Consider the following 13,145-nt stretch of genomic DNA (forward strand, 5'->3'; position numbering starts at 1 on the left):
GTGAACAAGAAGGCGGCCTTAGGCCGCCTTCTTCGCTTTTATGAGCTAGATTAGTGAGAGCCTTAAGTAGTTAGGCGCGTCCTGCGAGCACAATCGGCGAAAACCCTGGCCAAGAATATGAAGATTAAATGCATAAAATTTCACGGATACAAAGGGTTCCCGCCGGAGAAAAATGGTCGCGGGATGCAGTCATTTTCTATTGAGCCATTAACACTCGTTTTGGGGAAAAATAACAGCGGGAAAAGCGCTGTCGCACGATTGCCGAGGCTAGTGGTTGGCGGGCTGGCTGCCGAGGATGGAAGAGCATTCCCCACGGAAGTTCGAGGCTTGAAATATGGGAATAATTTTATTGATTTAGTTTACGATGCGGCATTTTATAATATGCCGTATTTTGGTGTTGTTGCCGAAGAGGAGGGGGTGGGGGAGCTAGATTTTGATGTGAAGCTTTACATACAAGGGCTTTTCTCTGCGGAGGATGCTCCGAAAATTTGGGAGTATGAGATGAGGTCTCCGACGCGTTTACGTATTGGCAATCCTTCATCTTCCGCGAATTCCGAGGACCGGCAATCGTTTAAGGGCATGTTGCCAACAACTCTGGGCCTAGATGCATGGAGAAGGGGGGCGAGTTCTCTCTTGGATCGAATGATTCACTTAGGTCCAATTCGAGAGAGGATTGCTACCGGGTACGAAAATGAACCTTTCTCTGCATTGGGCTGGAAAGGAGAGGGGGTTCCTCAACTTTTACGGCAAGACGACCAATTGCTAGAGGATGTCTCCACTTGGTATCTAAATAATATGGGGGGGTGGAGGCTTTCTCTCCAGCGACAAAATGATGCATTCAATATTCGGCTGAGTCGGCCTTCAAGTTCCGTAACAGTGAACTTGTCTCAAGGAGGGGAGGGGCTTCAGCAGGTTCTGCCTATTGTTGCTCATCAACTTTGGAGGGCCCGGTCGAAAGATCATTTTTTAGATATCGTTGAACAGCCCGAATTGCATCTGCATTCGGCTGCGCAAGCTCCATTGGCCGATTTATATGTCAATAGTGCGGTAAGGGGGGGCGGACAGGTAATTGTGGAAACGAACTCAGAAGCTGTGTTGCTTCGTGTGCAGCGACGAGTGGCTGAAGGCGTCATCCCGGCAAACATGGTTGCCATATATTTTGTTGAGAGTGACTACGAAGGTAGCGTGCTGCGCAGGATAAATATGGATGCAAATGGTGACCTTGACTGGTGGCCAGAAGGCGTGTTTGACGAGAATTTTAGGGAGGTCGCCGCGATTCGTCGTGCTCAGCGCCGCAAGGGTGGCGAATGAAGTTTGTTATTTCGGACAAGGCGCTAAATGGCGGGGATCTTTCACTCGCGTCTTTCGACAGACTGGTGGATCGGGTTGCTGATGAAGTCCACAAGTTTGATTTTCCAGGGGCGGATCTCCTCGAGGAATCTCAATGGTATACATCGGCGAGAAGTACACGGAAAAAACTTGTAAGTTCGATGTTGGCAATGCCTCCGGTTAGGCCGGTGCATGAGATACATCGGAAAAGCATCGTGGTAGATTCTCCAGAGAAAATTGATTCTGCAGTTAAAGCTGCTTATTCGCCGCTGGTTATATTGGTCGAGGATCGGGAGGCGGATGGTGTTTTTCTCGATCTGATCATGTCTGTGTTGGGCGCAGATGAGTTGAAAGATCTGTGGGCGCGCGGCAAAAAAGTGATTCCTTCCGGTTACGAGTTGACGAACTCTGGTGGTTTGCATGCAATCCCGCAGCGAATTTCCCGGCTCATTAAAGACTCAGCTGCTGCCGGTGTTTCGCCCCGCATAATGGTCTTATGTGATAGCGACAAGCGCTGGCCGGGCGATACAGAAAATATGAGTTATAGAAAAATTGAAGAGATAAAGCAGGTCTGTCTTGATGCCGGCGCAGCGTTACATATTCTAGAAAAGCGATGCATAGAAAATTATTTGCCCAATGAAGTCTATATTGAGGCTCGCAAGAAGAATCCGGGAAAAGCCTATCAGGCGCTGATCGATGCTCTTCTGAGGCGCACCTCCCAGCAAAGAGACCATCTTCCAGTAAAATCATTTCTCACCGAGAGTGAGCACGACGCCGGAGAGCTCGTCGGGTTTTACACTCCGTCCGAGCGCTCTGATCTGGAGCTTTTTAGGGAAAGAATATTTCCGCCAAGGCCGCGCGTAATGCTTCAGATGCTTAATAATTATCAAGCATGCTTCACCGAAAAGGGGCTTCGCGAGCGTGACGGCCGTGATGAGTTAGGTGCCCTGCTGAATACTATATCTGGAGAACTTTGATCATGAATGATGTCAGCAGTCAGGTGCCGGAAATCACGCCGCAAGTGGTTCACTTGGTTGACCTGCTAAAAAGAGCAAAAGAAGGTCGACTTCGTGTGCCTAGGTTTCAGCGCGAATATGTCTGGCGGCGTCAAGATATCGTAGACCTGTTCGATTCTGTCGTTCGACAGTACCCGATAGGAACTCTGTTTCTCTGGGGCGCGCAGCCCGTGCCAAATAGTAGGGAAAACATTGGTCCCTTGTTTCTCCCGAAGCACGAAGGTGAAGTTCTTCTTGTTTTGGATGGTCAACAAAGGCTGACCACTCTTGTTGGGGTGCTGCTGGCTGATGAGGCGCAATGGGACGCAAGTGGCGATCAAGACCCGGGGCGTTGGGTCTTATATTTTGATGCCAAATCAAGTGGGTTCAGTCATGCGGCGGCTGGGGAAGTGCCGCCCATTTATTATATTCCGGTGTCTACGCTGCTGGATACCGTGAAACTATTTGCCCAAGTTGAAATAATGCTGAAATCAGAGGCGGCTCGTGATGATGTCTTTGATTGGGTAAATAAGGCCCAGGAGGTGGCTCGCGCTATTCAGGGATATCGAATTCCTCTGGTTGAAATAAAAACGAATAATCTCAGTGTGGCCGTTGAGAGCTTTTCTCGATTGAATAAGAAAGGTAGGAGCATCGGTCAGGATGAGATGTTTTCAGCGCTTACGTATACAGAAAATGCTGCTAGTCCATTTCATCTGGCGGTGGAAATTGATGGTTTGCAGGCGGAAATGGTGCGATCCGGCTTCGGTGCCGTCGATCGCAATGTCTTGCTGAGAGCCGTGCTGACTGCCGCTAATTTAGATATGTATCGAACGGATTGGACTAGATTGGGTGATCAGGTTAAGGACGATGTGAGAGGTGGGCTGCCGCAGGCGATTGATGAGGCCCAGAAAGGGCTGGATCTCGCGCGTAAGTTCCTTGCTAGCGTGGGCGTGTATAACGAGCGGATGCTCCCTTATAGTATGCAGTTGGTGGCACTCTCTGCATTTTACGGTCGATGCGAGAAGCCAACGGAAGAGCAGGTGGCGTTGTTAGTTCGTTGGTTTTGGTCGTCATCATTTGCAGGGTGGTTTGGGTCAGGTAACCCTGCTCGTGTTAGGCGTCTTGTTGATGAATTTCGAGATCGTATCTCCAAAGATCCTGCACCTTTAGTACTCGAAAATATGGATATAGCGCAGCATGCACTTCCTACGCCAAGTCGATTCGATTTGCGTAGCGCTCGGGTGCGCGCCCTACTTTGCGTACTCTTCGGCATGAATCCCCTTAGGCCAGATGGAAAGCCCTTGGGGGCTGTGGGTGCTGGCGAGTTGCTGCTAAATCGGGGGCCGGAAGCTATGAATACACTTTGTGCAACCGTAAGTGACTCTGAACTCAGGACTGGTCCCGCGAATCGTATAATTGATGTGTATCTCGAGGGGGCTGGACAAGCGAAGAACTGGGTACTCAATTTAGCAGATGAGATTAGAGGGGCTGTCTTATTGAGCCATTGCATTCCTCTGGATGCATTTGATCTCCTGCGTGAGAATAACAATAACGAATTCTTGCAGCGTCGCATGCATGCGATGATTGATTTGGAGGTCGAGTTTATGAAGAAAGTATCTGTTACACCTCCGGCATCGAGAACGCCGGCATTACCTCCCGTTGATGCGGATGATTTTTGAGCTCATCGCGTGCTGCGAAGAGATCCCTATGCAGTCCATGTCATAGGGTCATAAGGTAGACACGTTATTACGTTTAACGTAATTTACGCTCCGGAGGTTTGAAGCCATCCTTTGCGCATGGCCCAGACCGAAGTAGACGCCCGCTCCATCTTTGCGCAGCGGCTGAAAGCAGCCAGGGAAGATGCCGGGCTCACTCAGAAGGAGCTGGGCATGTCTGTGGGGTTGCCGCAAGAAACGGCCGCGGTCCGCATCAACCGCTACGAAAAGGGCGTCCACGACGCCGATCTGGCCACCGCGCGCCGCATCGCGCAGTCGCTGGGCGTCCCGCTCGCCTTCCTCTACGCCGACACCGACGTGCTGGCCGAGGCCATCCTGACCCTGGGCCTGCTGTCAAAGTCCGAGCAGCGCAAGGCCGTGGCCGACCTCAAGGCCCGGCTGGCGCAGGCAGGAGCTGACCGTCCTCAGCCTTAAGGGCTGCGAGCGCTAAGCTGTCCGATCAGCAAGCGGCAGGTTTGGGCAGGCAAAGCGGAAAATGAGCGAGTCCAGTTCACTCAAACAAGAGATCCGCAAGCGCTTGTTCCGCGCGGCAGCCCGTGTAGGGGACGCGACCGTCCTGTATGGCTTGCGTTGGTGCCGGCGCTGCCGCGGTGTAGGTGACGTGTGCGTCGAGTACTCCGACGGGGCCAAGCACTGGGCAGCCTTCGAGGTGTGTTCGGAGTGTGCGGGCGAGGGCATCGTCACCGACGACAACCCACCTCAGCCCTGAGACGCGCGGTCGCGGCTGTGTGCGCCCGGTATCTCGGCAATCTCAACCGACCCCACGCACTCGGGCCTGGCCGCGTCCACTGAGAACGTCACCGACATCCCGCGCCCGGTCGCCAGGTAGATACCTGTGCGCCGGTAGTAGTCGAGCTGGGACGGATCGGGCTGCGTCAGCGATACCGCGAGTTGCACCGGTACGCAGGGCATCGTGGCGAACTCGGCCATCAGGTGGCGCCCGTCTTCCAGCCGCAGGTAGCGCTGCACTACATGTCCGTCCTGCAGCGTTACTGATGCTTGCTGCGCCGTGCGATCCATGGCCGAAGCAGAGGCGGGAACGGAGAGGCGCCGTTGTAGTGCAAGGTCCAGCCGGTCGAAGCCGTCCGGGCCGTCGGTCAGCGGCAGAGTGAAGAAATCCTCTATCCGGTCGCCGGCATTGGCTTCAGGCGACGGCGGGCGGCCGGCTGACGTGGCGCAAGCGACTAGCAGCAGCGGGACGAAGCACATTGCCAGACGGTATCTAGACGTCTTCATCGTCATCTCCATGGCTGAGCGATCAGGCTAGTGCCGAGTCGGGCAGGACGGGAAGAGATGACGTAGAAGTCGAGGTTTAGTGTGTGATATCGACGCCTAACCGCAACTGCGGGTATCGCGTAGCCGAGGACGCGACGTTGGGGCAGAATGCGACCACGCCTTGAGCCTGGAAGCGGATACAGGCAACGGCGGCAGGCATAAGGAGCGTGCGATGCGCGGAGCCAATTGGGTAGTGGTCGCGACATGGTTAGGGATGCTATTGCTCCCCGGCGCCGCGTTGGCCGCCGGCTCATGAAATCCTTGACGTTTCTATGCGGTAGCGTCGTTGCGCTATTGCTGTGTTCGATGACGGCAGGAGCCAGAGCGCTCATCCAAGATGACAAGAAAGCGAGGGATAGCCTAGGTCCGGTGTCGGCCGATACGTACAAGATCAGCCAGGCGAGCGAGTATCCCGAACTGACAGCCGAGGAAGCCGGGCGACGGGTGCTGAATCTGATCGAAGGACTCGGGTCGATGGACGAGCTTTCGTTGGAACACGTGATCGAGCGAACCCGAATGCCGCTCAAATACGCCCCGGCCGGGAAGGTATACGCCTTCGCCGTGGAGCTGGCCAAGGAGGATGGATTCTACAACGTCATCTACCGCGACAAGGATGGGCGGCGCTTCGTCGAAATACGATACGAGGCGCCTGACAAGCCAGCGAAGGGGAACGCATTTCCTTGCGCACTGGGGGCCACCGCGGTTGCGGAGCGTCTGAAAGTACTGGGCTATGGCATGACCACCGACGTCGATGAGATCGGCCGCACGCTAGAACACATCTTCAGTCGAAACGATGTGCGCGTGCGTGTCGTGCCGAGCCAACACAGTATGCCCAGTCCGATCGGATTAGATTCATGCGTGGAAGTACTGACCATTCAGGCGAAAGGCTGATGGTTGACGGCTGCGGCAGAAAGTGTGCCATGAGCGCAACAGCGAGTATCGCGTAGTCGCGATTGATGCGTTGGGGAAGAATGCGGTACCCGTGGGATTCTAAGTGGCCGTTGCGTAGCATCTTCAACAGGAGCGAGTCAGGCATGTCAGAGTTCAGACTGCACAAGCATGGAGGGCTGGTTATCGCCTTGTCGCTGGCATGTGGTTGCGCAACTGCAGCTCGTCCTCCCGCGGTGGAACCGCCGCCGACGGTCGCGGTCGAGGACTGTTTCTCCGCCAGCGATATCAAGGCGCGAGAGCTGTGCTTCTCCAGGATGCCAGACGAAGAGATCGACGAATGCGAGCGCATGCGGTTTCTGGCCTGCGAGCCCTACCGAGACATGTATCGCCTGGACCAGGAGCTAGCGGCTTTGCAACGCGAGGCACTGGCTAGCGTGCGGAAGCGGTTCGCATCGTATGTAGACGGCGATCCGGCCTATCTGGACGATCTGGCCGACTACCTGGGAAAGTCTGCCCAAGCCTGGTCCGTGTTTCGCGACGCGGATTGCCTGCTGGAGCCGCTCGCACAAGGCATGTCGCGGCGCGAGGCAGAAAACCTGACCGAGTCCTGCCGCGCCGAGCGTACCCAGGCGCGTATCGGTCAGCTGAGAGGGCTGTTTTTCCCCAAGGAGACATAACCGTGAATTCAGGGGCGCGAGATGCGCGCGCATGCGTTTCGGACGTGCCAAGAAAACATGGATCACGCATTGTCTTGCTCGCAAAAACTGACGTACGCTCCACTCACCCCGAAGCGTGACCCTATGACAGTCATGGATGAAATAGAACGCCTGCGCAACCCGCGGTTGCGCCTACCTAAACGGATCGTGCTCGGCGGCTTGTCCACCGCCTGCATAGCCCTGTCTGCCTGCGCCAGCGCCCCGTCGCAACCGTCGGCGGCTGCATCTTCGGAGTCCACTGTCATGAGCTCGACCGATGCCTTCAAGCCAAGCCTTGCCAGCGACTATCCGGACATCACCCCCGAGGAGATGGGGCGGCGCTTTCTGAAACTGGTTGACGGGCTCAAGACCGTCGATGAATTGACGCCGGACTACGTCGCCGGAAAAACCGGCTTGCCCTTGAAGTTCGCTCCAGCCGGGAAGGTGTACTCGTTCACTCTGCACGAGCCTGCGTCCGGCTGGTACTACGGACTGGAGTACTACCAGAGTCCCGCGGCGGGGTGGAAGACCGCCAGCCTGGAATTCAACAACCCGGCTGACCCCACTGCGGACATGGCTCCGGTTTGTGGCTTGGACTTTGATGGCTATGCGGCGGCGCTCAAGCGGATGGGCTTCGCGATGACGCCTACCCGCGACATGCACGGCAACGTGCTGGAATACCACTTCTACCGTGGCGAACTCGACGTGTCGGTGGGCTATCGTGAGCAGGCCCGATCGACCCAGGCCGAACAGATGCATCTCTGCGTGGAGTCGATTTCGGTTCACGGGGTGAAGTGACATGGCCCTGGAAAACGCCAAACTGCAAGCGGCCATCCAACGTTTCGCGGCGCAGCAGGGCGTAACCGCGGATCAGGTGGCGCAACTGCAGTCGACTATCGCCACCGACCAGGACTTGCTCGCAAGGTTGAACGCTGCGGCCCAGGCGGGGCAGCTGAAAGGCTTCGACTCGCCTTCTTCTAGTGGCGCGCCGAATCTGGTCGGCCGATACGACCTCGCAACCGGTATGGTCACTTTGCCGGCATCGGACTTCCAATCCGGTTCGGTCCCGCGCTCCGATCTGGGGGCGAGCCTGCGGGTTCAAGCGATGTCGATCGAGTTCGCGCACGGGACGTATCAGGATGCTACGGGGGCGCGGCAACTGATCACTCAGGACATGCTGAACAACTTTCAGCAGGCCATGAATGATTCGCCAGTGCTGGCGCAACAAGTGAAACTTGCGTCAACGGTGCGACCCGAGCCGCATCTCAAGCATTTCGCGATCACCTCGGTCGAGTCCGGCCTGGGCGGCGGCTACGACGGCGTCAGCAGAACCTTGACGGTTCCTGCGGTGATCTTGCAGCCGGGCCCAAATGGACGGGTGGACCGCGACAACCTGACGTTTACCGTCGCCCACGAGGTCGGCCACGGGTTTGCGCATGCGGACTTTACGAAGGCTTTGACGAAGTTCGATAACGACGTCATGCGAATCGCCAAGGACTCCAATCCGATCAACGACTACACCGTTCCAATTGGCGAGCGTATCCAGGCAGCGCGGGAAAACGAGGCGAAAGCGCAGTTGGCCGGTTGGAACGCGCTGGTAAGCAAGCACCAACAGGCCGGTCCAGTCGGTCTTGACGATATGTATCGAGCCAGTAAACGTGCTCATGACTTCGTCGAGTACGACGTGACGAAGGGGCAGGCCGTTCCGAAGCAGGGTTTTGTGCTGGGCACCGACATGATGCTGTCGGAAACACCAAGCAACGTGGCTGCCGCCGGAAAGTACTACTTCGACAAGTTCCCGAAAGGCCACGCCGGTGTGCCCGTGGACCAAACCGCGACAATCGGGCCGCATCGCGAAGCGGACAACATCAATTACGCGGGCAAAGGCGCCGTCTCGCGTGCCATCACCCTGGACAGGACGTTTGCGCATGCGGTCAATGGCGTCGAGCCGCAGATGCATATCAACATGGCGCAACTACGCCTGGACGAGCGCCTGATCGAGCGACTGGGTTTGGCCATCAAGGTCAGATCGGAGGAGCGGCAGCCGTACTACGACACTAGCCAGACTCCGGCTTCGCTGCGCCATTTCGATCATACGCGCAGCGGGGCCAACCTGAACCAACATGTTCCGCTCGAACCGGTGGTCGAGGGCGCACCCGTTGCCAACAAGCCAGGTGATCCAACGCAGCCATCGCACCCGGACCACCAGTTGTACGGACAAATCCGCGATTTGGTCCGCGCCCAGGACCAGCAACACGGCCGCCAGTGGGATCAGACCAGCGAACGCCTCACCGCTAGCCTGCTGGCCCTGTCCAAAGAGGCCGGCTTGACCCGCGTCGACCACGTCGTATTCAGCGCCCGTACCGATCGCGTTGCCGCCGGCGAAAACGTCTTCGTGGTGCAAGGTCGGCTGGACGATCCGGCCCACGTCCGCGCGCATATGAAGACCGAAGAGGCCACGCGCACCCCGGAAATCGCCTCGTTCGCTAAGGTTGAGGCGCTGAACGACCGGGCCATGCAGCAGGCACCGGCTTTACAGGCGCAACAGCAGCCACAGGATGAGCAGCAGTCGCGTGGCTTCGGGATGGGGCGCTGATCGGAACGTGGCAAGCTCCGGTGCGTTCTCGCTAAGTCGGCAAGAGGATGATGCGTTGAGTCGTTGGGGCTCCTTGTCGCCCAGGATGGGTATCGCCGCACTGGCATGCCTGCTTGCATCGTGCGCGCACACTCCCAGAAGCACCGATTTTGCCGGCGACTGGGGCTACTCCAGCTCCTGCCGTTTCGGCCACTTCGTCAACATGGAGATCACCCAGCAAGGCGCCAACCTGACGGGAACTTGGGCCGATGGCACCCGCGTGCGTGGCTGGAATGGCAACCTGCAAGGTCAAGTACGCGGCGGCCGCCTATCTCCGGTTCTGCACCCAGGCCGATAAAAACCCGCGCTACGCCTGTCCGAACTATGGCCAGGAGGCGGGCCACCTGCAGCGGTCCGGGCAGACGCTGGCGTGGTTCAGGTCGCCGTACATGACGGAGCCTTATGTCGTGCTGGTGTCCGCGGGTAGCGACGCGGATAAGGATCATGGCAAGGACGATTGTCCGGACGACGATTAGCGCGACGCTTCGGTAGGGCGGCACGTCGCCGCTGCGCTAAAGACGCCGCGGGACAGCATCCGACAACTCGCTGACACAAGGATGGGGACGCCCCGGCGCCCCCATCCATTGCACCACTACCGACAGCAGCGATCGCCGCTGCCGACTTCGATCACGAAGGCCGGGTCTCACTGGCCGGGTGCCGCCGTTGGCGCGGGTTGCAGGTTTCGGCGCTATATAGCCATGCGGTTGAGTTGCGGTGCTTAGAACGAAAGATTCGCGCCGGAAAGTGTGACAAGTTCTGTCTGAAGCAAGTTGTCGAGAGAATTCACGCCATAATCAATCGCGATCTCGTGGAAATCTATAATGGCACCTATAATTAGCCTCGCTAAGTCTTTAGTTGTTACGGCCTCGCTTGCGATGCCGCTCGCCGTCGTTGCATCGGACTCAAGTGGCGATCGACGAGGAAGCGCCATCGCAGTTGGGTTTTACACGTCATGCGCTCAGCCCGAGCGGTTGATGCTGGCGTTCCGTAATACAACCGGCCGGACGCTGAGTTTCTCCGAAGGCCATCTCCCCTGGAACAATCGGTATGCCTTGAGAGTCAACGCACTTCTGGCGAAAGACGGAAAAGTGACTCGTTTGCAGGCGCATGCTCCAGTTTCAGATCACATGCGAGACGTATCAGTGCAGCCGGGCGAGGTCGCCAGCGACGGTATACTTTTTGGAGATCTCGTTCGAGATTTCGAGAAGTTCAACCGTGAAGGCGACATCATTGTTCACTTCTCAATCGAGTCTCGGTCGACTGTGCAGCCTCGCTTCTATGGTGCGCCCGGCGTGGTGTTGATTCCGCAGCGGTCCCGTTTTTCCGCAAGTTGTCCAATGATTGTGACGAAGCCTCGCTAGGGGGGGCAGAAGGGCGTTGATACAACCCGGCCTAGGCCTGGGATAGGCGGGGTGCTTCGGCGCCCCGCTTCTCGTTGCGCTTTCTAGTCGGCGCAGATGTGGTCTATCCCAAAGAGCTTCTCAGCATCTGGGATCTGTTGCCGTACCTTCTTGCATCGCGGCTGGTTTATCGGCATTCGGCACCAGCCATCGCCAGGATGGGGACGCCCCCGGCGCCCCCATCCATCGCACCACTACCGATCGCAGCGATGGCCGCTGCCGGCTTCGATCACGAAGGCCGCGTCGTCACCGGCCGGGTGCCGCCGTTGGCGCGGTCCGCGATGCCGGGCGTCCAGGTCGCGGTGGCCGCGGCCTTGAGGTGGTTGAGGATGCCGGTGGTGATGGTTTCGAGCAGGGGCTGCGGCAGGTCGTGGCCCATGCCGACGACGCCGTTCTGCGGGTCGCCGATCCATTGCGCGCCGGGGACGGCGTCGCGGGTGGCGCGGCCGCCGGAGACGTTGATCAGCGCGTCTTCGTTGCCGTGGATGACCAACGTCGGCAGGGTCAGGGCGTTGAGATCCTTGGTGCGGTTGCCGGCGAGCAGGATCGCGCCGATCTGGCGGGCGCCGCCGCCTGGGTGGAGCGGGGTGCCGTCCGGAGCGGTCGAGCGGTCGTAGGCGGCTTCGGCCAGCGCGCGGCGGCGTCCGGCTTCACTGGCGGCGTGGGTCTTGGAGCCGATCAGGTTGAACAGCGCCACGGTGTGGTTGATGATGCCTTCGCGGTCGCTCGGCGGCTGCTTCAGCAGTTCTTCGATCACGCCGGGTTGCGGTTGGCCGACCAGGATGCTGCCGGTGGTGCTCATGATCGAGCACAGGCTGCGCGCGTAGGTCGGATGGTCGATCACCAGCCGTTGCGCGATCATGCCGCCCATCGAGGCGCCGATGACGTCGGGCCGGTCGATGCCCAGGTGCTCGATCAGCTGCACGGTGTCTTTGGCCATGTCCGCCAGGCGATAGCCGTCGGCCGGCGGTTCCCCCGTCCGCCAGGTGGTCAGGCCGCTGTCGCGGTTATCGAAGCGGATCACGTAGTGATCCTCTTTCAGCTTGTCCACCAGCGCCTGCGGCCAATGGATCAGCTGGGAATTCAGGCCCATGATCAACAGCACGGGCGGGTTCGACGGGTCGCCTTCGACCCGGTAGCACAGCTTGACGTCTTCGAGTTCTACGAATTTGTCTTCGGACTTGACGGCCATGAAGGTTCTCCGCGATGGGCATTGGGGGAATGCGCGTGGATCTGTACGCGTGGATCTTGGCGCGTGGATCTGGAGCGGGTCCGGCTTGTCGCGACTGCAACCCGCATGAGGGGCGCTCACGCGCGCCGTCCGGGCGATCGCGCCCGAGCCGCCAGGCAACGGCGGCAGCGACAAGGTGAGCGTGCGGGTCCGCCGCCGCTGCCTGGTCGACTCGGCTTGCGGCGGGTGCAGTGGATATACGCCTCCTTCGGATTCGATTCCGAGACGGCGTAATCGGACTTCGGAGTAATGCGAAAGAATCACCGAAACTAACCAACGCGCACGAACGCTAACGGCCGTGCGGGCGCGTTCTCCGGGCTGTCGCACACCCGCATCGCGCGGTGCGTCGCGATTGCGGCGTGAGACTTCGTATGGGGTTTGTGCAGATCGCAAAGCATGCGCCGCGTTTTGCGCCGACATCCGCGCGGGTCGCTGAGCCAACTGGCACCAGTGGATGCTTAACCGCGTCCGACTTCTACGGCCGCCAGTGCGACGCTTTTCCGTCTCTCGGAATCCTTTGTGTTCACTGCACACCGAGGAATCCGCATGTCCCGTCCGTACGCCGCACTGCTATGCATCCTGCTGGGCGCCAATCCCGTGGCTTCGGCCCAGCCGGCCGAATGCACGAAGTTGAACTCGACCTCGCAGATGGCGAGGGCGCGCGGCGCCGTACTGATCAAGCACGGGGATGAGCGATACCTGTTGCACCTGGCCAAGGAGTGCAGCGACGTGGCCAGCGCGCGCCATCTGCGCGTCGTGACCGGCGGCGATGAGCACCTGATGTGCCCGCAAGGCAGCGAAGTGGCTAGCCCTTCGCGGCGTTGCGCCGTCACCTCGGTCGAGAAGGTCGACGCCGCCGAGTTCGAAAAGGCAAGGCTGCATCGTTACTGACGGCGTAGGCGGTCCGGGACGGCGAACGGTCGACAGCTGTGTCCGAGTCGCGGTGTCGATTGTCGGC

General features: G+C 58.6%; 13 protein-coding genes. 11 read left to right on the forward strand and 2 right to left on the reverse strand.

The genetic code is table 11. The annotated features are described in order from the left end of the window. Positions 1 to 117 precede the first annotated feature (117 nt). The 4 genes from K4L06_RS09225 (at position 118) to K4L06_RS09240 (ending at position 4,474) form a co-directional block, all read left to right on the forward strand. Entirely contained in the window at positions 118 to 1,311 is a 1,194-nt protein-coding gene (locus tag K4L06_RS09225; RefSeq protein ID WP_221671108.1) for a DUF3696 domain-containing protein, read from the forward strand. After that, positions 1,308 to 2,306 (forward strand): hypothetical protein, encoded by a 999-nt coding sequence (locus K4L06_RS09230; protein ID WP_221671109.1) that lies wholly within the window; start codon positions 1,308 to 1,310, stop codon positions 2,304 to 2,306. Before K4L06_RS09225 ends, K4L06_RS09230 begins: the two co-directional genes overlap by 4 nt. Before the next feature lie 2 nt (positions 2,307 to 2,308). Then, positions 2,309 to 4,003 (forward strand): DUF262 domain-containing protein, encoded by a 1,695-nt coding sequence (locus K4L06_RS09235; RefSeq protein ID WP_221671110.1) that lies wholly within the window; start codon positions 2,309 to 2,311, stop codon positions 4,001 to 4,003. A gap of 117 nt (positions 4,004 to 4,120) precedes the next feature. Next, positions 4,121 to 4,474 carry a helix-turn-helix transcriptional regulator gene (locus tag K4L06_RS09240; protein ID WP_221671111.1) on the forward strand — a complete coding sequence of 118 codons (354 nt, stop codon included), beginning with the start codon at positions 4,121 to 4,123 and terminating at the stop codon, positions 4,472 to 4,474. A gap of 285 nt (positions 4,475 to 4,759) precedes the next feature. Here the strand turns inward: K4L06_RS09240 and K4L06_RS09245 are convergent, their stop codons facing one another. Next, positions 4,760 to 5,308: a hypothetical protein gene (locus K4L06_RS09245; protein WP_221671112.1), complete on the reverse strand. Its 549-nt coding sequence runs from the start codon at positions 5,306 to 5,308 to the stop codon at positions 4,760 to 4,762. Positions 5,309 to 5,587: 279 nt separating this feature from the next. On the opposite strand from K4L06_RS09245, the gene K4L06_RS09250 reads away from it, so the two are divergent. The 6 genes from K4L06_RS09250 (at position 5,588) to K4L06_RS09275 (ending at position 10,917) form a co-directional block, all read left to right on the forward strand. Beyond that, positions 5,588 to 6,226 (forward strand): hypothetical protein, encoded by a 639-nt coding sequence (locus K4L06_RS09250; protein WP_221671113.1) that lies wholly within the window; start codon positions 5,588 to 5,590, stop codon positions 6,224 to 6,226. A gap of 143 nt (positions 6,227 to 6,369) precedes the next feature. After that, complete coding sequence (locus tag K4L06_RS09255; protein ID WP_221671114.1) at positions 6,370 to 6,903, forward strand: lysozyme inhibitor LprI family protein; 534 nt, start codon at positions 6,370 to 6,372, stop codon at positions 6,901 to 6,903. A gap of 282 nt (positions 6,904 to 7,185) precedes the next feature. After that, positions 7,186 to 7,719, forward strand: a complete 534-nt coding sequence (locus K4L06_RS09260) for a hypothetical protein (protein ID WP_221671115.1) — start codon at positions 7,186 to 7,188, stop codon at positions 7,717 to 7,719. Between the two features lies 1 nt (position 7,720). Beyond that, positions 7,721 to 9,517, forward strand: a complete 1,797-nt coding sequence (locus tag K4L06_RS09265) for an XVIPCD domain-containing protein (RefSeq protein ID WP_221671116.1) — start codon at positions 7,721 to 7,723, stop codon at positions 9,515 to 9,517. A gap of 272 nt (positions 9,518 to 9,789) precedes the next feature. After that, complete coding sequence (locus K4L06_RS09270) at positions 9,790 to 10,032, forward strand: hypothetical protein (RefSeq protein WP_221671117.1); 243 nt, start codon at positions 9,790 to 9,792, stop codon at positions 10,030 to 10,032. Between the two features lie 498 nt (positions 10,033 to 10,530). After that, positions 10,531 to 10,917 (forward strand): hypothetical protein, encoded by a 387-nt coding sequence (locus tag K4L06_RS09275; protein ID WP_221671118.1) that lies wholly within the window; start codon positions 10,531 to 10,533, stop codon positions 10,915 to 10,917. Positions 10,918 to 11,185: 268 nt separating this feature from the next. On the opposite strand, the gene K4L06_RS09280 is transcribed toward K4L06_RS09275, so the two are convergent. Next, entirely contained in the window at positions 11,186 to 12,148 is a 963-nt protein-coding gene (locus K4L06_RS09280) for an alpha/beta hydrolase (protein ID WP_221671119.1), read from the reverse strand. Positions 12,149 to 12,733: 585 nt separating this feature from the next. On the opposite strand from K4L06_RS09280, the gene K4L06_RS09285 reads away from it, so the two are divergent. Beyond that, on the forward strand, positions 12,734 to 13,078 hold the full coding sequence (locus tag K4L06_RS09285) for a hypothetical protein (protein WP_221671120.1): 345 nt from the start codon (positions 12,734 to 12,736) through the stop codon (positions 13,076 to 13,078). Positions 13,079 to 13,145 lie beyond the last annotated feature (67 nt).

The sequence above is a fragment of the Lysobacter sp. BMK333-48F3 genome, from assembly GCF_019733395.1.
GTDB lineage: Bacteria > Pseudomonadota > Gammaproteobacteria > Xanthomonadales > Xanthomonadaceae > Lysobacter.